Source organism: Massilia sp. DWR3-1-1 (assembly GCF_049898325.1).
Taxonomy (GTDB): Bacteria; Pseudomonadota; Gammaproteobacteria; order Burkholderiales; family Burkholderiaceae_D; genus JAFCUW01.
The window spans coordinates 24,082-42,349 of the sequence record NZ_JAFCXL010000021.1 but is presented as its reverse complement, the minus strand read 5'-3'; the positions used below and the strand labels follow the sequence as shown (position 1 = coordinate 42,349).

16 protein-coding genes are annotated in these 18,268 nt (G+C 65.3%); 15 read left to right on the top strand and 1 reads right to left on the bottom strand.

What is annotated here, in order from left to right; all coding sequences use genetic code 11:
- Positions 1-3: 3 nt before the first annotated feature.
- The 6 genes from ACP7EY_RS19555 to rlmD all read left to right on the top strand — a co-directional run bounded on the left by ACP7EY_RS19555 (position 4) and on the right by rlmD (position 7,714).
- Positions 4-2,364 carry a tetratricopeptide repeat protein gene (locus ACP7EY_RS19555; RefSeq protein ID WP_426196565.1) on the top strand — a complete coding sequence of 787 codons (2,361 nt, stop codon included), beginning with the start codon at positions 4-6 and terminating at the stop codon, positions 2,362-2,364.
- Positions 2,365-2,534: 170 nt separating this feature from the next.
- Positions 2,535-3,272 carry a 5'/3'-nucleotidase SurE gene (surE, locus tag ACP7EY_RS19550; RefSeq protein ID WP_426196563.1) on the top strand — a complete coding sequence of 246 codons (738 nt, stop codon included), beginning with the start codon at positions 2,535-2,537 and terminating at the stop codon, positions 3,270-3,272.
- Positions 3,269-4,171, top strand: a complete 903-nt coding sequence (locus tag ACP7EY_RS19545) for a protein-L-isoaspartate(D-aspartate) O-methyltransferase (RefSeq protein ID WP_426196561.1) — start codon at positions 3,269-3,271, stop codon at positions 4,169-4,171. The genes surE and ACP7EY_RS19545 overlap by 4 nt, the downstream gene beginning before the upstream one ends.
- Before the next feature lie 34 nt (positions 4,172-4,205).
- Positions 4,206-5,159 (top strand): peptidoglycan DD-metalloendopeptidase family protein, encoded by a 954-nt coding sequence (locus ACP7EY_RS19540; RefSeq protein WP_426196559.1) that lies wholly within the window; start codon positions 4,206-4,208, stop codon positions 5,157-5,159.
- Positions 5,160-5,224: 65 nt separating this feature from the next.
- Positions 5,225-6,277, top strand: a complete 1,053-nt coding sequence (gene rpoS / locus ACP7EY_RS19535) for an RNA polymerase sigma factor RpoS (RefSeq protein WP_426196557.1) — start codon at positions 5,225-5,227, stop codon at positions 6,275-6,277.
- Between the two features lie 87 nt (positions 6,278-6,364).
- Positions 6,365-7,714, top strand: a complete 1,350-nt coding sequence (rlmD, locus tag ACP7EY_RS19530) for a 23S rRNA (uracil(1939)-C(5))-methyltransferase RlmD (RefSeq protein WP_426196556.1) — start codon at positions 6,365-6,367, stop codon at positions 7,712-7,714.
- Between the two features lie 85 nt (positions 7,715-7,799).
- Here rlmD and ACP7EY_RS19525 read toward each other — a convergent pair whose 3' ends face one another.
- Positions 7,800-8,483, bottom strand: a complete 684-nt coding sequence (locus ACP7EY_RS19525; protein ID WP_426196555.1) for a Bax inhibitor-1/YccA family protein — start codon at positions 8,481-8,483, stop codon at positions 7,800-7,802.
- A 210-nt stretch (positions 8,484-8,693) separates the two neighbouring features.
- Here ACP7EY_RS19525 and ndk point away from each other — a divergent pair, with 210 nt between their 5' ends.
- The 9 genes from ndk (at position 8,694) to der (ending at position 18,110) form a co-directional block, all read left to right on the top strand.
- On the top strand, positions 8,694-9,107 hold the full coding sequence (gene ndk / locus ACP7EY_RS19520) for a nucleoside-diphosphate kinase (RefSeq protein ID WP_426196553.1): 414 nt from the start codon (positions 8,694-8,696) through the stop codon (positions 9,105-9,107).
- A gap of 70 nt (positions 9,108-9,177) precedes the next feature.
- Positions 9,178-10,347 (top strand): 23S rRNA (adenine(2503)-C(2))-methyltransferase RlmN, encoded by a 1,170-nt coding sequence (gene rlmN / locus ACP7EY_RS19515; RefSeq protein ID WP_426196551.1) that lies wholly within the window; start codon positions 9,178-9,180, stop codon positions 10,345-10,347.
- On the top strand, positions 10,347-11,162 hold the full coding sequence (gene pilW, locus ACP7EY_RS19510; RefSeq protein WP_426196549.1) for a type IV pilus biogenesis/stability protein PilW: 816 nt from the start codon (positions 10,347-10,349) through the stop codon (positions 11,160-11,162). The genes rlmN and pilW overlap by 1 nt, the downstream gene beginning before the upstream one ends.
- A gap of 13 nt (positions 11,163-11,175) precedes the next feature.
- A complete protein-coding gene (locus tag ACP7EY_RS19505) occupies positions 11,176-12,135 on the top strand; it encodes a helix-turn-helix domain-containing protein (RefSeq protein WP_426196547.1) in 960 nt (319 codons plus the stop codon).
- A 92-nt stretch (positions 12,136-12,227) separates the two neighbouring features.
- Complete coding sequence (gene ispG, locus ACP7EY_RS19500; RefSeq protein ID WP_426196545.1) at positions 12,228-13,484, top strand: flavodoxin-dependent (E)-4-hydroxy-3-methylbut-2-enyl-diphosphate synthase; 1,257 nt, start codon at positions 12,228-12,230, stop codon at positions 13,482-13,484.
- 2 nt (positions 13,485-13,486) lie between these two features.
- Positions 13,487-14,842, top strand: coding sequence for a histidine--tRNA ligase (gene hisS / locus ACP7EY_RS19495; RefSeq protein WP_426196543.1), 1,356 nt, complete (start codon positions 13,487-13,489; stop codon positions 14,840-14,842).
- A 36-nt stretch (positions 14,843-14,878) separates the two neighbouring features.
- Positions 14,879-15,550 (top strand): YfgM family protein, encoded by a 672-nt coding sequence (locus ACP7EY_RS19490; RefSeq protein ID WP_426196541.1) that lies wholly within the window; start codon positions 14,879-14,881, stop codon positions 15,548-15,550.
- A gap of 65 nt (positions 15,551-15,615) precedes the next feature.
- Complete coding sequence (gene bamB / locus ACP7EY_RS19485) at positions 15,616-16,770, top strand: outer membrane protein assembly factor BamB (RefSeq protein WP_426196657.1); 1,155 nt, start codon at positions 15,616-15,618, stop codon at positions 16,768-16,770.
- Between the two features lie 2 nt (positions 16,771-16,772).
- Entirely contained in the window at positions 16,773-18,110 is a 1,338-nt protein-coding gene (gene der / locus ACP7EY_RS19480) for a ribosome biogenesis GTPase Der (RefSeq protein ID WP_426196539.1), read from the top strand.
- Positions 18,111-18,268: the final 158 nt, after the last annotated feature.

The window sequence follows — 18,268 nt, the reverse complement described above, 5'->3', positions numbered from 1 at the left end:
ACCATGGAAAATTACCGCTTTACCTTGCCGCTGCTGTCCACGCCGGGCAAGCTGACCACGGTCTACGCTGTTGACGGCGGCGCCGCCCGCAATGCCGTGCTGACGACGATGGCCAGCTTGCTGGCCGAACGGGCCCGTGCCAGCGTGCCGGTGCTGATGATCGACTGGGACACGGAGGCGCCCGGCCTGCACGATGAGTTCGGCGACCGGGCCGGCCCGGCGCGGCCGGCCCGGTCGCAGCCGGGGCTGATTGAATATTTCGCCGCCTGTCGCGAGCAGCTGGCGCTGTTGCGGGACGGGCCGGTCCAGGCTGGCGTCGACGACGATGACGCCGACGCCGCCGGACTGCGCCGCGCGCGCCAGGTCTTCGAGGCGGTCGACTGGGAGCCGTTCATCGAACGGGTCGACGCCAGCCGGCCCCTGTACCTGATGCGCGCCGGTTGCTTCGACGACAGCTACGGCGAGCGCGCCGCCGGTGCTGACTGGGAAGGGCTGTTTGCCGCCAGTCCCAGCCTGTTCCGCTGCTTTGCCGAACACCTGGGGCGCCGCTTCGCCCACGTGCTCGTGGCCAGCCGGGGCGGGCGCTCGGCCGCGGTGAGTGTCTGCACCAGCCTGCTTGCCGACCGCCTGGTGACCCTGTTTTCGCCCAGTCGCCGCAGCCTCGACGGCATCTGCGGCGTGGTCCGCCGCGCCATCGAGTACCGCGCCAGTCACGAGATGGCACAGCGGCCCCTGCTGGTGTACCCCTTGCCCGTCGACCTCGACGGCGCCGACCAGGCGCGTCGCCTGCGCTGGCGTCACGGCGAAGCCGGCAGCGACGACGGCGGCTATCAAAGCGTGCTCGAGCAGTTGCTGCGCGACAGTTATGCCTTGCCCGAGCTTTCGCTCGACAGCTATCTCGACCATGTCCAGCTGCAGCAGCTCAATCCAATGGCGCAACTGGTGGCGCCGCGCCTGCCGCAGACGGTCGACCGTTTCTCGCTGGCGCGCGGCGTGGCCGACCTGCTCGATTGGGCCGCCGATGGCTGCCTGCCCTGGCAGGGGCGCGCCGAGCTGGCGCTCAGCCACCGGATCGCCGGGGCGCGCGCCGCCGATCCCGACGGCGTCTCGCCGGCCGTCCAGGCGGCGCTGGCCGCCGACTTGTTCGAACTGGGCCGCATGCAGCAGCAGCACGGCCGCAAACGACAGGCGCTGGCCAGCGTCACCGAGGCGGCCACCTTGCAAGCGGCGCTGTGGGGTGCCGGCCACGCCGATACCCGCGCCGGCCGCCAGGCACTGGGCGCGCAGCTGCGCCATTGCGGCCAGCCCGAGGCCGCGCTGGCGCTGTACCGCTGCCTGTTCGACGAGTGCGTGCAAGACCTGGGCCATGGCCATCCCGACACCCTGGCCGCGCGCGCCGGGGTGGCCGCGGCGCTGGCCGATTGCCAGCAGTTCGAGGCCGCGCTGGCGCACGCCGAACAGGTGGTGGCGGGCTGGCGCGAGCGCTGTGGCCTGAGCCACCGCGCCACCCTGGCGGCGCAGGCGGCGCACGCGGGCGTGCTGGCCCGGGCTGGCGACGCGAGCCGCGCCCGCATGCTGCTCGAGCAGGTGCTCGAGGGGCGCGAACGGGTGCTGGGGCTGGAGCACGCCGACACCCTCGAGAGCATCGGCCAGCTGGCCGTGATCCTGCGCCAGATGGGCCAGCTCGACAACGCGCGCAGCCTGCAGGAGCAATTGCTGGCCAGCCGTCAGCGCCTGCTGGGGGGCGATCATGCCGACACCATCGAAACGGGCCTGGCCCTGGCCGATACGCTCGCTGCCCAGTGCGACCTGCACGGGGTGGGCGAACTGTGCGTGCCGCTGGCCGCGGCCTGCCAGCGCCGCTACGGCCGCAGCGAGCCGGCCACCCGCAGCGCCGAACTGACACTTGCGAGCCGGCTGGCCGCCCAGGGTGGTGCTCTGCCGCCGGCGGCGGCGCCGTTGCCGCCGGCATGGCGCGCCGCCGGGGCGCCCCATGAAAGCGGATTTTCCGCCGGGCCCCACGACGCCAACCATACTGGCAGAAGCAGCGCCGGTCACGACGCCCGCGCCATCGGTGCGATCCAGGGCGCCGGCCGCGGCCTGGGCAAGCCGTACAGCAACCGCCAGGCCGACCCGTCGGACATCGAACGGAGCGTGATCCGCCTCGAACAGATGGAAGACCGTGGCGCCGTCGAAGCGCGCGAACTGGCCGACTGCCTGCGTGAGCCGGTGCTCACGGCCGACGTGGCGCCGATGGTCCGCGCACGGGGCGTGCGGGCCATTCTCGAAGTCTATTTTTATCAAGGCGACACCGACGCCCTGGTCGCCTTCATGCAGGAGCAAGGGGAGATCGCGGGGCGCTAAGGCCGAGTCGGCGCCGGGCGCGCTGGCGCCGCCAGCAATGCTTGCCCGGAACAGGGCGGCAGCAGCACACCGGCCGCCCGATGGGCGGCGCGGCCGGACTTTGTTTATTCGTCTCCAACTATTTCATCGGCGGTGATCGATCCCATGCCAGCATCGGGTAAAATTGCCCCATGAGAATACTTATCAGTAACGACGACGGCTATCTCGCTCCCGGCATCGAGGCGCTTGCCAGCGCCCTGGCGCAGGTGGCTGACATCGTCGTATTCGCGCCTGACAGCAACCGTTCCGGCGCCTCCAATTCGCTCTCGCTCGACCGCCCCCTGTCGGTGCAGCAGGCGGCCAATGGCTTCTATGTGGTCAACGGCACGCCCACCGACTGCGTCCACGTGGCGCTCACGGGCGTGCTCGACTACCGCCCCGACCTGATTGTTTCGGGCATCAACAACGGGCCGAACATGGGGGACGACACCTTGTATTCCGGCACCGTTGCCGCCGCCACCGAGGGGTATTTGTTCGGCATCCCGGCGATCGCCTTCTCCCAGGCCGAACACGGCTGGGCGCATATCGATGCGGCCGCCCGCGTCGCCCGCGACATCGTGCTGCGTCGCTTCGACGAGTTGCGCGCACCGTGGTTGATGAACGTGAATATTCCGAACCTGCCCTACGAGCAGATGGGGGCGCTGACCGCCACCCGCCTGGGGCGCCGCCACCAGGCCGAGCCCGTCATCCGCGCGCTCGATCCGCGCGGCCGGCAGATTTTCTGGATCGGCCCGCCCGGCGCCACCCGCGACGCCGGCGAGGGCACCGATTTCCACGCCGTCGCCAACGGCCTGGTATCGATCACGCCGCTGCAGGTCGACCTGACCCACCGCGATCAGCTGCACGAGCTGGCCCGGGGCCTGGCATGACCGAGCGGGAGCGGCGCAGCACGTTTCCCTTGCCCTTGTCGTCAGTGACGGGGCCGGATCGCCGCCTTGGCGGCAGCGGCAGCGCCAACGGCAACGCGGCCAGCGCGCGCGTCGCCACCCCGCAAACGGCCACCCGCAATGCCTCCCAGGGCGGCGCCAAACCGCTCCCGTACGCGATTGCGCCGGGTGCGGCGCCGTCGAAATCGCATAGCGCTGCCTTGCAGCGGGCCCACGAGAACGCCCCGGCGGCGCCCCGTCCCGACCTGATGGTGTCGGCCGCCATCCGCCATGCCATGGTGACGCGGGTGGCCAGGCAGGGCGTCAATGATGCGCAGGTGTTGCAAGCGCTCGACACCGTGCCACGCCACGCCTTCATCGAGCCGGCCTTGTCTGCCCAGGCCTACATCGATGCCTCCTTGCCGATCGGCCACCACCAGACCATTTCCCAGCCGTACATCGTGGCGCGCATGATCGAGGTGATGCGCAACGGCCGCCAGATGGCGCGGGTGCTGGAAATCGGCACGGGCTGCGGTTACCAGGCTGCCGTGCTGTCGTGCCTTGCCAAGGAGATCTATTCGATCGAACGGATCAAGCCTTTGCACGAGCTCGCCAAGGCCAATTTGCGGCCATTACGCATCGCTAACCTCCGTTTGCATTACGGAGATGGTATGCTTGGCCTCCCGCAAGTGGCCCCCTTCGATGGCATTATCCTCGCCGCCGCCGGGCTGGAAGTGCCGCAGGCCTTGCTTGAACAGCTCGCCATCGGCGGCCGCCTGGTCGCGCCGGTGGGCGCGCAGGTTCAGCACTTGCATCTGATTACACGCAGCGGCAAGGCGGAATGGCTGAGCGAAACGCTGGAAGCCTGCCATTTCGTGCCTTTGCGTCCCGGCACCGTCTAGCCCTGCTCGACATATCGAATAAATAATGATTAGAATGAAACAAACCCGCCCCGTAGTGCTGTTGATTTTGTCGCTGGGCCTGCTGGCCGGATGCAGTACCGTCGGCCGCCGCGCACCCGTCGTCGACCGTCCCGGCACGCCCGTGGTGGTGCGGCCAGCGCCCGTGCAGACGAGCACGGCTGAAGACCGCGACGAAGCGCGCGGCATCTACGTGGTCAAGAAAGGCGACACCTTGCTGCGCATCGCCCTCGACCATGGACAGAACTACCGCGACATCTTGTTGTGGAACAATCTGCCGGACCCCAACGACATCAAGACCGACCAGGTGCTGCGCATTGCCCCGCCGCCCCGCAGCAGCAGCGTGGTCAGCACCAACCCCGTGACGATGCCGGAATCGCGGCCATCTGCGCCCGCCCCGGCGCCGAAAAAAGTGCTGCCGCGCGGCGAGAAAAAGCCTTACAGCGAGGCCACGCTGGCCGAGATGAAAAAGGATGACGACGGCAAGCCCGACGCCAAGCCCGACGCCAAGCCCGAGGTGCGCGCCGACAAGCCAGTGGTGGCCGTTGCCGCCGCGTCGGGCAATGCCGGCATCGGCGCCATCGTCAAGGCCGACGACGACGACAAGCTGTCGTGGATGTGGCCGTCCGACGGGCGCATCGTCGCCACCTTCGACGAGGGCAAGAGCAAGGGCGTCGACATCGCCGGCAAGCTGGGCCAGCAGGTGATGGCGGCAGGCGCAGGAAAAGTCATGTACGCCGGTTCCGGCATACGCGGTTATGGTAACCTAGTCATCGTCAAGCACAGTAACAGCCTGCTGTCGGCCTACGCCCACAACCGCGCCATCGTGGTCAAGGAAGGGCAGACGGTCAACAAAGGTGAAAAAATCGCCGAAATGGGCGATTCCGACGCCGATTCGGTCAAGCTGCACTTTGAAATTCGCCAGCAGGGCAAGCCGGTCGATCCGTCGCGGTTCCTGCCCGGCCGCTGAGCCCATTCGGCCCGGCAACCCTGGCGCTTGTGCGACTTGCCGATCATTCATAGTGATGAAGGCCCATGAACCATCCGCATCAGCTCGACCACGACAGCGGTCCTGACGACGACGCGCTTGACGGCGCCGCCATCGACGGCAGCGCGCTCGACGGCGCCGACCACGACGACGGTGTCGTCGATGCCGACGGTGGCGCCGACGAGGCGCCCGACACCCGGGCGCCGGGCGCCGAGGCCGCCGTTGCCAGCGTCGACGAGCTGAAAAAAGTCCTGCAAGCCGAACTGTCCACCGACACCACCCAGCATTACCTGAACCAGATCGGCACCCGGCCACTGCTGTCGGCGCAGGACGAAGTGCGGGTCGCCACCCTGGCCAAGGGGGGCGATTTCAGCGCCCGCCAGATGATGATCGAGCACAATCTGCGGCTGGTGGTGTCGATCGCCAAGCACTACATCAACCGCGGCGTGGTCCTGCTCGACATGATCGAGGAGGGCAACATCGGCCTGATGCGCGCCATCGACAAGTTCGAACCGGAACGGGGCTTTCGTTTTTCCACCTACGCCACCTGGTGGATCCGCCAAAGCATCGAACGGGCCATCATGAACCAGGCCCGCACGGTGCGCCTGCCGGTGCACATGGTGCGCGAACTGAACCAGGTGCTGCGCGCCAAATATCACCTCGAAGCCCAGCACCACGACGGCAAGGATGCCACCGTCGAGGACATCGCCCACCTGGTCGGCCGGCCTGTCGAAGAAGTGCAGGACATCCTGGCCCTGTCCGAACACGCCACCTCGCTCGACGCCCCGCTCGACAACGATCCCCAGTCCAGCCTGATGGACATGCTGCCCGGCGACAGCGACGACGCTCCCGACGCGCGCGCCGAACACCATGAAATGACGGTGCTGGTGCGTGACTGGCTCACCAAGTTGCCCGACAAGCAGCGCATCGTCGTCATGCGCCGCTTCGGCCTGGACAACGACGATCCCGCCACCCTCGAAACGCTGGCCGAGGAGATGGGCGTCACCCGCGAGCGCGTGCGCCAGATCCAGCAGGAAGCTCTTATCAAGCTTAAGCGGGCCATGGCAGCCCGTGGCGTCGTCCGCGATTCCTTGCTATGATGCGCGCGGGCTGCATGGCCCGCGTCCGCAGTTTTCCTGAACCCATCAACGTCCCTTGGCCGGCATCAACCCCTGCCGCGCTCTTCTATGCCAGATACCCAGATCGACATCACTTCCCTCGACATGGACGCCCGCGGCGTCGGCCACCTGATCAATGAGGACGGCTCGTCCGGCAAGGTGATTTTTGTTGAAGGCGCCTTGCCCGGCGAACGGGTCAGTTTTTTGAGCTTCAAGAAGAAAAAGAACTGGGAGGCGGCGCGCATGACGGCGCTGCACAAGCCGTCGTCGATGCGGGTGACGCCACCGTGCCCCCATTTTGACTACTGCGGCGGCTGCTCGATGCAGCACCTGGAGCCGACGGCCCAGGTGGCGATGAAGCAGCGTGTGCTTGAAGACAATCTTTGGCACATCAGCAAGGTCAAATCCGACAACATCATGCGCCCCATGCATGGCCCCACCTGGGGCTACCGCTTCCGGGCGCGCCTGTCGGTGCGCCACGTGGCCAAGAAGGACACCGTGCTGGTGGGCTTTCACGAGAAACGCTCGGCCTTCGTGGCCGACATCAGCACCTGCCTGATCCTGCCCAAGCACGTCGCCGCCATGCTGCTGCCCCTGCGCGCGCTGATCGGCGCACTGTCGATTTACGACCAGGTGCCGCAGATCGAAGTGGCGATCGGCGAGGGCCTGACGGTGCTGGTGCTGCGCGTCATGGCGCCGCTCAGTCGTGCCGACAAGGTCCTGCTCGAAGCGTTTGCCGACCAGTGGGAGATCCAGTTCTGGCTACAAACGAAGGGACCGGAGACGGCCGCGCCGTTCTATCCGCTGGACAAGCCGCTGTACTACACCTTGCCCGAATTCGGCGTCAACATGCCGTTCAAGCCCACTGACTTTACCCAGGTCAATCACCAGATCAACCGCGTGCTGGTGGGCACGGCGCTGCGCCTGCTCGACGTCCGGCCCCAGCACCGGGTGGCCGACCTGTTCTGCGGCCTGGGCAATTTCACCTTGCCGCTGGCTACGCTGGCGCGCGAGGTTGTCGGCATCGAGGGCAGCACGGCGCTGACCGAGCGGGCGCTGGAGAATGCCAGGGCCAACGGCCTGGACGGCAAGACCCATTTCGAGACGCGCAACCTGTTCGACGTCAGCACCGAGGATTTGATTGCGCTGGGCAAATTCGATCGCATGCTGATCGATCCGCCCCGCGACGGCGCGATGGCGCTGGCCGAAGCGCTGGCAGGGCTCAAGCTGGCGCGGCCGGACCTGCTGCCGGAAAAAATCGTCTACGTCTCGTGCAGTCCGTCCACGCTGGCGCGCGACGCGGGCATTCTGACGCACCAGGCCGGTTACGTGCTCAAGAAGGCGGGGGTGGTCAATATGTTCCCCCATACCTCGCACGTGGAGTCGATGGCGGTGTTCGAGCTGGCGGCCCCGGCCTGATGGCGGGGACGCGATACCCGGACGGGACAAGGGCATAAAAAAAGCCGACCTCGCGGTCGGCTTTTTAGCAAGCGCATTGCCGTGATCAATCGCGGCTGCCGCCACCGATGCCCAGCAAGGAAAGCAGGCTGGTGAAGATGTTGTACACATCGAGATAAATCGACAGGGTGGCGCTGATGTAGTTGGTCTCGCCGCCGTTGATGATGCGCTGGACGTCATACAGGATGAAGGCCGAGAAGATGCCGATGGCCAGTACCGAGATCGTCATCGCCAGCGCCGACAGGCCCAGGAAGATGTTGGCGACCGAAGCCAGGATCAGCATGATGACGCCGGCGAACAGCCATTTGCCCATCATGGAGAAATCGCGCTTCGACACTGTGGCCCAGCTTGCCATGACGGCGAAGATGCAGGCGGTGCCGCCGAAGGCCGTCATGATCAGGGTACCGCCGTTGCTGAAACCCAGGGTGCGGGTCAGGATGGGCGTGAGCATCAAACCCATGAAGAAGGTAAAACCCAGCAGCACGAACACGCCGACGGCGCTGTCCTTGGTTTTTTCGATGCCCCAGATAAAGCCAAAGGCGATCGCCAGGAAAGCCAGCATGCCCATCATGCCGCCTGGCATTGCCAGGTGCAGCTGCACGCCGACGACCGCGCCCAGCACGGTCGGAATCATCGACAGGGCCAGCAGCCAGTAAGTGTTGCGCAGCACGCGATGGCGCACTGCCTGGCCGCTGGACGCGACATCAAAGCTTTGCATAGTGGGTATCATGGTGCCTCCAGTTGGTAAATGAGCCTATACGTAAAGCATAGCACGACGTGGAGAATTCGTGGTTTGACGGGATTTCCCGCGCCGGCGGGCCAGCCTGCCAGGGCCAGCCGGCGCGATCTAGGTCAACTGGGGCATCTATGGTAAAATCAAAGGTTGATTGAGTACTTTATTTCTCGATTTAAACCTTTCTTTTTATTGGAGTTTTTACAAATGGCAATCGAACGCACCCTGTCGATCATCAAACCAGACGCAGTGGCGAAAAACGTCATCGGCCAAATCTACAGCCGCTTTGAAAATGCTGGCCTGAAGATCGTCGCAGCTCGCATGACCCAACTGTCGCGCGAACAGGCTGAAGGCTTCTACGCTGCCCACAAAGAGCGCGGCTTCTTCAAGGACCTGGTCGACTTCATGGTGTCCGGCCCTGTCATGATCCAGGCCCTGGAAGGCGAAAACGCCGTCCTGGCCCACCGCGACCTGATGGGCGCTACCGATCCGAAAAAAGCTGAGCCGGGCACCATCCGCGCCGACTTCGCCGATTCGATCGATGCCAACGCCGTCCATGGTTCGGACGCTGTCGACGCTGCAAAAGTTGAAATCGCTTACTTCTTCCCAGAAGTAAAGTAATCGTTACACCGTCACACCCGCCGTTCGCCGCCGCTCATGCGCGCGGGAGCGGCTTTTTGGAATACAGAATATGACCACACTCACCAACTTGCTGGATTTTGATCCTGCGCAACTAGTCGCTTACTGCGCCGAGTTGGGGGAGAAGCCGTTTCGCGCCAAGCAGTTGCAGCGCTGGATACACCAGTTCGGCGCCAGCGATTTCGACAGCATGACCGACCTGGCCAAGTCGCTGCGCGACAAGCTGCGCACGCGCGCGGAAATCCGCGCGCCCGCCATCATCAGCGACAACACCTCGACGGACGGCACGCGCAAGTGGCTGGTCGACGTCGGCAACGGCAACGCCGTCGAAACCGTGTTCATCCCGGAAGAAAACCGCGGCACCCTGTGCATCTCCACCCAGGCCGGTTGCGCCGTCAATTGCCGCTTCTGCTCGACGGGCAAGCAGGGTTTTAACCGCAACCTGAGCGTGGCCGAAATCATTGGCCAGCTGTGGATGGCCGAATTCGAGCTGCGCCGTACCAAGGGCATCGAGCCGGGCCCGAAAGGCGAACGCCAGATCACCAACGTCGTCATGATGGGCATGGGCGAGCCGCTGCTGAACTTCGAGCCGACCACCACCGCCTTGAAACTCATGCTCGACGACAACGCCTACGGCTTGTCGCGCCGCCGCGTGACCCTGTCCACCTCGGGCGTGGTGCCCATGATCGACAAGCTGGCGCAAGAAGTGCCGGTGGCGCTGGCGGTGTCGCTGCACGCCTCGAACGACGCGCTGCGCGACGGCCTGGTGCCGCTGAACAAGAAATACCCGCTGCGCGAACTGATGGCCGCCTGCAAGCGCTACCTGGCGTACGCCCCGCGCGACTTCATCACGTTCGAGTACTGCATGCTCGACGGCGTCAACGACAGCGACGAGAACGCGCGCGAACTGCTGGCGCTGGTGAACGACCCGGTGGTCGGGGTGTCGTGCAAGTTCAACCTGATCCCCTTCAACCCCTTCCCGGAATCGGGCCTGTTGCGCTCGAAAAATCCGCGCATCAAGGCCTTCGCCCAGATCCTGCTCGATGGCGGCCTCGTCACCACCATCCGCAAGACGCGCGGCGACGACATCGATGCCGCCTGCGGCCAGCTGGCCGGCGAAGTGCAGGACCGCACCCGGGTGCAGGAGCGCATGGAAAAAATGGACGAGTACAAAAACAAGTACGGCGCCAACTTCGGCCGCATCGTGGAGATCGCTTCCTGATGGGCCCCCTCGCGCGCGTGATCGGGCTGGCATGGCTGGCCCTGCTGCTGGGCGCTTGCGCCGGCGGCGGCACGCGCGCGGCCAATGGCGGCAACGACTCGGCCGACATCAAGACCGCGTCCGACCAGACCAGCGTGGAAAAACGCGCCTCGATCCGCCTGCAACTGGCGGTCGGCTATTTTCAGGACGGCAAGCTCGAAGTGGCGCTCGACGAAGTCAAGCAGGCCATCGTCATCAATCCCGCCTTCGCCGATGCCTACGGCGTGCGCGCCCTGATCTACGGCCAGCTGGGCGAGCTGAAACTGGCCGATGAAAGTTATCAGCGGGCCCTGCGCCTGTCGCCCAACAATCCGGAGCTGAGCAATAACTACGGCGGCTTCCTGTGCCAGAACGGCCGCGGCGTCGAGGCGATCGGCTACTATGACGCGGCGATCCGCAATCCGGCCTACCAGTCGCCGTTCAAGGCCATGCAAAATGCGGGCGCCTGCAGCATCCGCCTCAAGCAATACGCCGCCGCTGAACGCTATCTGCTTGACGCCTTGCGTCTGGAGCCCGATCATCCTGCCACCAACGCCTATCTGGCGCGGGTTTATTTCGAGCGGCGCGACTACCAGCGCGCCGGGTTTTTTATCAACCGCGTCAAGACCACTGCCAAGCTCGACGACCTGGGCGCCGATATCCTGTGGCTGGCCGTGCGGATCGACCGCCGCCTGGGCGACAAGGAATCGGAGGCGAGCATGGCAACTTTGCTGCGCCGCCACCATCCCGGCTCGACCGAGTTTGCAGCGTTGCAGCGCGGTGCATTTGATGAATGAGACAGGAAACAGCATGAGTTCAGAACGGGCAGAACAAGCAGGCACGAGCACCGGCGCCAGCGTCGCCGACAGCAGCGCCGCGCCGGGCCAGATTCTCGCCGCCCAGCGCCAGGCGATGGGTTGGACCGTCGAGCAGGTGGCCGACCAGCTCAAGCTGGCCGTGCGCCAGGTGGTCGCCATCGAAGCGGGCGACAGCGCCGCGCTGCCGGGACCGGCCGTGGTGCGTGGTTTCGTGCGCGCCTACGCCAAGATCGTCCGGCTCGACCCGATCCCGCTGGTGGCCAGGATTTCGCTCGACACCCCCGGCCCCAGCGACGCCACCCACACCCACTTGCGCCACAACAAGCCGGCCTCGTTCTCGGAAGTGCGCTTTCCCAGCCACGGCCGGCGCGCCGCGCTGCCCATCGTGCCGATCCTGGCCGTGCTGGTGCTGGTCGGCGCCGCCGCCGCGGCCTGGCATTTCGGCCTGCTGGCAAAATTGACGGGCCGCGCCGACAGCGCCACTGCCAGCAACATGGTGGCCGCGCCGATCGGCGCGGCGTCCGTTGCCAGCACGCCGCTGGTGGTCACGGTCCCGCAGGGCAGCACGGCGAGCCTGCCGGCCAGCCTGCAAAATCCGTCGGTGCCGCTGATCTCGGTGCCGCCGCCGAGCGCCGTCGCTCCCGATTCGCCTTCGGCCGGCGTGGCGCCGGTCGTCGCCGCCACACCGGCTGCCGCCGCCGCGCCCGTTGTCGCCGGCGCCAATGCGCTCGTGGTGACAGTGCGCGAAGACTCCTGGCTGCAGATCAAGCGCGCCAAGGGGGCGCCCCTGATTTCGCGCCTGGTCAAGGCGGGCAGCACGGAAACGTTCGACATCAGCGAGCCGGTGACGATGGTGGTGGGCAAGCCCGCTGGCGTCAGCGCCACCCTGCGAGGCGCCACCGTCGAACTGCCGGCCAACAAGGGTAGCGCCGCCCGCGTCGAACTGAAATAAGCCGCGCGCGGCGGCCCCTGCGGCCGCCGCCGGCACTCCCATTGAACCAGTCATCATCCGCGCAGCCAAGCGCGCAATAAAGTCAGAATATTATGGTTTCTTCCAATATGGCGATTCCCTCCGGCCCGATGGCCCGCCGCCTCAGCCGCAAGGTGCTGGTGTCGCACGGCGCCCGCCAGGTGTGGGTGGGCGGCGACGCCCCCGTGGTGGTGCAGTCGATGACCAACACGGACACCGCCGACGCCATCGGCACGGCGATCCAGATCAAGGAACTGGCGCGTGCCGGGTCGGAACTGGTGCGCCTGACGGTGGACCGCCCGGAAGCGGCGGCGGCCGTGCCGGCCATCCGCGAGCAGCTCGACCGCATGGAGATCGACGTGCCGCTGGTGGGCGACTTCCATTACAACGGCCACACCCTGTTGCGCGACTTTCCCGAGTGCGCGCGGGCGCTGTCGAAATACCGCATCAACCCGGGCAACGTAGGCCAGGGCGCCAAGCGCGACAGCCAGTTTGCCCAGATGATTGAAGTGGCGGCCCAGTACGACAAGCCGGTGCGCATCGGCGTGAACTGGGGCTCGCTCGACCAGGCGCTGCTGGCGCGCATCATGGACGAGAACGCGCGCCGCGCGCTGCCGTGGACGGCGCAGGCGGTGATGTACGAAGCGCTGATCACCTCGGCCATCGACAACGCCGTGCGCGCCGAAGAAATCGGCCTGGCGCGCGACAAGATCATCCTGTCCTGTAAAGTGTCGGGCGTGCAGGACCTGATCGCCGTCTACCGCGAGCTGGCGCGCCGCTGCGATTACCCGCTGCACCTGGGCCTGACCGAAGCGGGCATGGGCAGCAAGGGCATCGTCGCCTCGACGGCCGCGCTGTCGGTGCTGCTGCAGGAAGGCATCGGCGACACCATCCGCATTTCGCTCACGCCCGAGCCGGGCGGCGACCGCACCAAAGAGGTCATCGTCGGCCAGGAAATTTTGCAAACGATGGGGCTGCGCAAATTCGCGCCCATGGTGATCGCCTGTCCCGGTTGCGGGCGCACCACCTCGACGACCTTCCAGGAGCTCGCCGACAACATCCAGACCTTCCTGCGCGAGCAGATGCCGGAATGGAAAAAATCGTATCCGGGCGTGGAGGCGATGAATGTCGCCGTGATGGGCTGCATCGTCAATGGTCCCGGCGAATCGAAGCACGCCAACATCGGCATCAGCCTGCCCGGCACGGGCGAATCGCCGGCCGCGCCCGTGTTCGTCGATGGCCAGAAAAAAGTGACCCTGCGCGGCGAGAACATCGTGCAGGAATTCCAGCAGATCGTGCTGGAATATGTGAAAACGAATTACGGTAAATAATAATGTCAGATAACAAAAAACCTGAAAAGATCGTCTCCGTCAAAGGCATGAACGACATCCTGCCGGCCGACGCGCCCCTGTGGGAGCTGCTGGAAAACACCACGGAATCGGTCCTGAAAAGCTACGGCTACCAGAAGATCGTCACCCCGATCCTGGAAGAGACGGGCCTGTTCGCGCGCGCCATCGGCGCCGTCACCGACATCGTCGAAAAAGAAATGTATTCATTCACCGATTCGATGAACGGCGACCTGCTCACGCTGCGCCCCGAAGGCACGGCCGGCACCGTGCGCGCCGTGCTCGAACACAACCTGGTCTACGACGGTCCCAAGCGCCTGTGGTACAAGGGCCCGATGTTCCGCCACGAGCGGCCGCAGCGGGGACGCTATCGCCAGTTCTTCCAGTTCGGCGCCGAAGCGGTGGGTTTCACGGGACCGGACATCGACGCCGAGCTGATCATGCTGTGCCGCCGCCTGTGGGATGACCTGGGCCTGGAAGGCATTCGCCTGGAACTCAATTCGATCGGCGACGCCACCGAGCGCCTGCGCCACCGCGCCGACCTCATTACCTATTTCGAAGCGCACCTCGACACCCTCGACGCGGAAGCCAGGCGCCGCCTGCACAGCAATCCCTTGCGCATTCTCGACACCAAGAATCCCGCCATGCAGGAGCTGGTCAATGCCGCGCCCAAGCTGCTCGACTACATCGAAGGCGAGTCGCTGGCCCACTTCGAAGGCTTGAAGAAGATCCTCGACCACAACAATATTCCGTACACCGTCAACACGCGCCTGGTGCGCGGCATCGATTACTACAACCGCACCGTGTTCGAATGGGTCACCGACGCGCTGGGCGCGCAGGGCACCGTGTGCGCGGGCGGCCGTTACGATCCCCTCATCGAAATGTTCGGCGGCAAGCCAACCCCGGCCGTCGGCTTCGCCATGGGCATGGAACGCCTGATCGAGCTGATGAAGGCAGTGGGCGAGCCGAACGAGCCTTCGCTGTGCGACGTCTACCTGGTGCACCAGGGCGAGGCGGCGCGCATGCAGGCCTTCGTGCTGGCCGAGCGCATCCGCGACGCCGGCCTCGACGTCATCCTCCACTGCGCCACCGCCAGCGGCGCCGGCAGCTTTAAAACGCAGATGAAAAAAGCCGATGGCAGCGGCGCCTCGTTCGCCGTCATCCTGGGCGAGGACGAAGTGGCCAATCACACGGCCACCGTCAAATCGATGCAACGGGACGGGGCCGAGGCGGGCGAGAGCCAGCAGAGCAGCGTGGCCTTCGATGACGTCGTCGAGTACCTGGTCGACCAGGTCATCGGCGGACATGACCACGATCACGAGCACGTCCATTACCACCATTAATTTTTCCCTATTTTCTTCACCTCCCACGACAAGACCATGGCATACGATCACGAAGAACAAGAACAACTCGACTCCCTGAAAGCATTCTGGAACCAGTACGGCAACCTGCTGACCTGGGTCCTGATCATCTTGCTGGGCGCCTACGCCGGCTACAACTACTGGCGCTACACCCAGCGCAACCAGGCGGCCGAGGCCTCGGTGCTGTTCGACCAGTTGCAGAAGTCGCTGCTGGCGGCCGACAACGCCAAGGTCTTGAAGACGGCGGCGGACATCGAAGCGAAGTACGGCTCGACCGCCTACGCGCCGATGGCCGCGCTGGTGGCGGCCAAGTCGGCGTTCGCCGCCAATGACCTCAAAACGGCCAAGGCGCAGCTGCAATGGGCCGCCGAGCACGGCAACGACGAAGTCAAGTCGATCGCCCGCCTGCGCATCGCCGGCATCTTGCTCGACGAAAAAGCCTACGAGGAAGGCCTGAAACTGCTGGCAGGCGATTTCCTGCCACAATTTGCCCCTGCCGTGGCCGACCGCAAGGGCGATATCCTGGTCGCACAGAACAAGCTCGACGAGGCCCGCAAAGCCTATGTCGCCGCGCTGGCCGCCATGACCAAGGCCGATCCCGGCCGCCGCCTGGTGGAAGTCAAGCTCGAATCGATCGGCGGCACGGTGCCCGCCAAACCGGCTGACGCGGCAGCGCCGGCCGCTGCCTAATGCGGGCGGACGGCACGCCGTCCGCCAACCATCGCAAGACAACAAGAACAAGGTTCCTGACAATGATGCGTACTACCCAGAAGCTGATTGGTGTGAGTGTACTGGCCCTGATGGCCGGTTGTTCGACGTTGAGCTCGCTCAATCCCTTCGCCACCAAATCGAAAACCGCCTTGCCGGCGCCACTCGTCGAGCTCAAGGGCACGATGGCCGTGCGCACCGCCTGGAAGCTCGACATCGGCAAGGCGAATAATTACCTGTTCAGCCCCGCTGTCGCCGGCACCAGCGTGATCGTCGCCGGCGGCGAGGGCGCCATCGCCCGCATCGACGGCGTCACCGGCAAGGCCCTGTGGCGCGTCAAGGCGCCCACCGCCCTGTCGGCCGGCGTTGGCACCGACGGCAATCTGATCGTCGTGGGCGGCGTCAAGGGCGCCGTGCATGCCTTTGACATGAACGGCAAGGTCATCTGGACCGCCCAGGCGTCCAGCGAAGTGCTGTCGGCGCCGGTGGTGGGCGAGGGCATCGTGGTGGTGCGCTCGTTCGACAACCGCATCGTCGGCCTGGACGCCAAGACGGGCGAAAAGAAATGGACCGTGCAGCGGCCCTCGCCGCCGCTGACCATCCGCAATGCCCCCGGCATGGTGGTCGCTGGCAAGGACGTCATCGTCGCCCAGCCGGGCGGCAAGCTCGTCGCCATCATCCTGGCCAACGGTTCGCCGCGCTGGGAAGTGGCGGTGGGCGAGGCGCGCGGCGCCACCGAACTCGAGCGTGTCACCGACATCGGCGGCTTGCCGGTGGTGGTTGACAACGACGTGTGCGCCGTGTCCTACCAGGGCCGGGTCGGCTGTTTCGACCTGGCCACGGGCAGCGCCCGCTGGACCAAGGAAATGTCGTCGAACGTCGGCGTCGCCGTCGACCAGCGCTTCGTGTTTGCCGTCGATGACAAGGGCGCCGTCAGCGCGTTTGCCCGCGACGGCGGCGTGAGCGCCTGGAAAAACGACAAACTGGGCTATCGCAACCTGTCGACCCCGGTCTCCTACGGCCGTACCATCGCCGTCGGCGACTACCAGGGTTTCATCCACTTCATCTCGCGTGAAGATGGCACCTTCCTGGCGCGCGCCGCCACCGACGGCAGTGCCGTCATTGCCACCCCGGTGGTAGTCGGCTCGAACCTGATTTTTCAAACACAAAATGGAACTGTGACCGCTATCGCGGTCGAATAATAATGAAGCCGGTAATTGCACTTGTTGGTCGACCCAACGTCGGGAAATCGACCCTTTTCAACCGCCTGACCCGCTCGCGTGACGCGCTGGTGGCGGACCTGCCTGGCCTGACCCGCGATCGCCATTATGGCGAAGGACGTGTCGGCGAGCGCCCATTCCTGGTCATCGACACGGGCGGTTTCGAGCCCGTGGCCAAGGAAGGGATCATGCACCAGATGGCCCTGCAGACCAAGCAGGCGGTGGCCGAAGCGGACGTGGTGGTATTCATCGTCGACGGCCGCCAGGGCCTCACGCCGCATGACAAGACCATCACCGACTTCCTGCGCAAATCAGGTCGCAAGGTGATGCTCGTGGTGAACAAAGCCGAGGGCATGAAGTACACCTCCGTGGTCGCCGAATTCTACGAGCTTGGCATGGGCGACGCCTACGTCATCTCCGCCGCCCACGGCGACGGCGTGTCGGACCTGGTCGAAGAGGCGCTCAACGAAGCGTTCGCCTCGCGACCGCCTGACGCCGAAGAACTCGAGCCGGCCACGCGCGGCATCAAGATCGCCATCGTCGGCCGCCCCAACGTGGGCAAGTCGACCCTGGTCAACACCCTCATCGGTGAAGAGCGCGTGATCGCCTTCGACATGCCGGGCACCACGCGCGACTCGATCGAAGTGCCGTTCGAACGCGACGGCAAGAACTACACGCTGATCGACACCGCCGGCATCCGCCGCCGCGGCAAGGTGTTCGAGGCGATCGAGAAATTTTCGGTCGTCAAAACGCTGCAATCGATCTCCGAAGCGAACGTCGTCATACTGCTGCTCGATGCCCAACAGGACATCTCCGAGCAGGATGCCCACATTGCCGGCTTCATCCTCGAGTCGGGCAGGGCGCTGGTGGTGGCCGTCAACAAGTGGGACGGCCTGACCTCGGACGTGCGCGACGAAATCAAGATCGATCTCGACCGCAAGCTCGATTTCCTGTCCTTCGCCAAGACCCATTTCATTTCGGCCCTGAAAGCGACCAACATCGGTCCCATGATGAAGTCGGTCGATGCCGCCTACGCCGCCGCCACCGCCGACCTGTCGACGCCGCGCCTGACGCGCGCGCTGATCGAAGCGGTCGAGAAGCAGGAACCGCGCCGCAAGGGGTCGATCCGGCCGAAGATGCGCTATGCCCACCAGGGTGGCCAGAATCCGCCGATTATCGTCATCCACGGCAACGCCCTCGATGCCATCGGCGAACCGTATAAACGCTACCTGGAAAAGCATTTCCGCGACACCTTCAACCTGGTGGGCACCCCGCTGCGGATTGAATTGCGCATGGGCAAGAATCCATTCGCCCGCAAGTAAAAAATCCGGGCGCGTGGCCGACATCGGGCGGCAAAACAGGTTACAGTAGATTATCGCTATTCCTGGAATGTCAGGAAAGATGACCTTGGTACTTGAAATTGCCCGAGTCGTCTCCAACTTTTATGCAGGCAGCGGGAAAAGGCCACACTTTGTGGCAC

Bases quoted from the DNA above. Each gene is read 5' to 3' on its own strand.
- bamB (WP_426196657.1), top strand. From the start codon at position 15,616: ATGCGTACTACCCAGAAGCTGATTGGTGTGAGTGTACTGGCCCTGATG.
- surE (WP_426196563.1), top strand. From the start codon at position 2,535: ATGAGAATACTTATCAGTAACGACGACGGCTATCTCGCTCCCGGCATC.
- ispG (WP_426196545.1), top strand. From the start codon at position 12,228: ATGGTTTCTTCCAATATGGCGATTCCCTCCGGCCCGATGGCCCGCCGC.
- rlmN (WP_426196551.1), top strand. From the start codon at position 9,178: ATGACCACACTCACCAACTTGCTGGATTTTGATCCTGCGCAACTAGTC.
- rpoS (WP_426196557.1), top strand. From the start codon at position 5,225: ATGAACCATCCGCATCAGCTCGACCACGACAGCGGTCCTGACGACGAC.
- ACP7EY_RS19505 (WP_426196547.1), top strand. From the start codon at position 11,176: ATGAGTTCAGAACGGGCAGAACAAGCAGGCACGAGCACCGGCGCCAGC.
- rlmD (WP_426196556.1), top strand. From the start codon at position 6,365: ATGCCAGATACCCAGATCGACATCACTTCCCTCGACATGGACGCCCGC.
- ndk (WP_426196553.1), top strand. From the start codon at position 8,694: ATGGCAATCGAACGCACCCTGTCGATCATCAAACCAGACGCAGTGGCG.
- hisS (WP_426196543.1), top strand. From the start codon at position 13,487: ATGTCAGATAACAAAAAACCTGAAAAGATCGTCTCCGTCAAAGGCATG.
- ACP7EY_RS19545 (WP_426196561.1), top strand. From the start codon at position 3,269: ATGACCGAGCGGGAGCGGCGCAGCACGTTTCCCTTGCCCTTGTCGTCA.
- ACP7EY_RS19490 (WP_426196541.1), top strand. From the start codon at position 14,879: ATGGCATACGATCACGAAGAACAAGAACAACTCGACTCCCTGAAAGCA.
- ACP7EY_RS19525 (WP_426196555.1), bottom strand. From the start codon at position 8,483: ATGATACCCACTATGCAAAGCTTTGATGTCGCGTCCAGCGGCCAGGCA.
- pilW (WP_426196549.1), top strand. From the start codon at position 10,347: ATGGGCCCCCTCGCGCGCGTGATCGGGCTGGCATGGCTGGCCCTGCTG.
- ACP7EY_RS19540 (WP_426196559.1), top strand. From the start codon at position 4,206: ATGAAACAAACCCGCCCCGTAGTGCTGTTGATTTTGTCGCTGGGCCTG.
- der (WP_426196539.1), top strand. From the start codon at position 16,773: ATGAAGCCGGTAATTGCACTTGTTGGTCGACCCAACGTCGGGAAATCG.
- ACP7EY_RS19555 (WP_426196565.1), top strand. From the start codon at position 4: ATGGAAAATTACCGCTTTACCTTGCCGCTGCTGTCCACGCCGGGCAAG.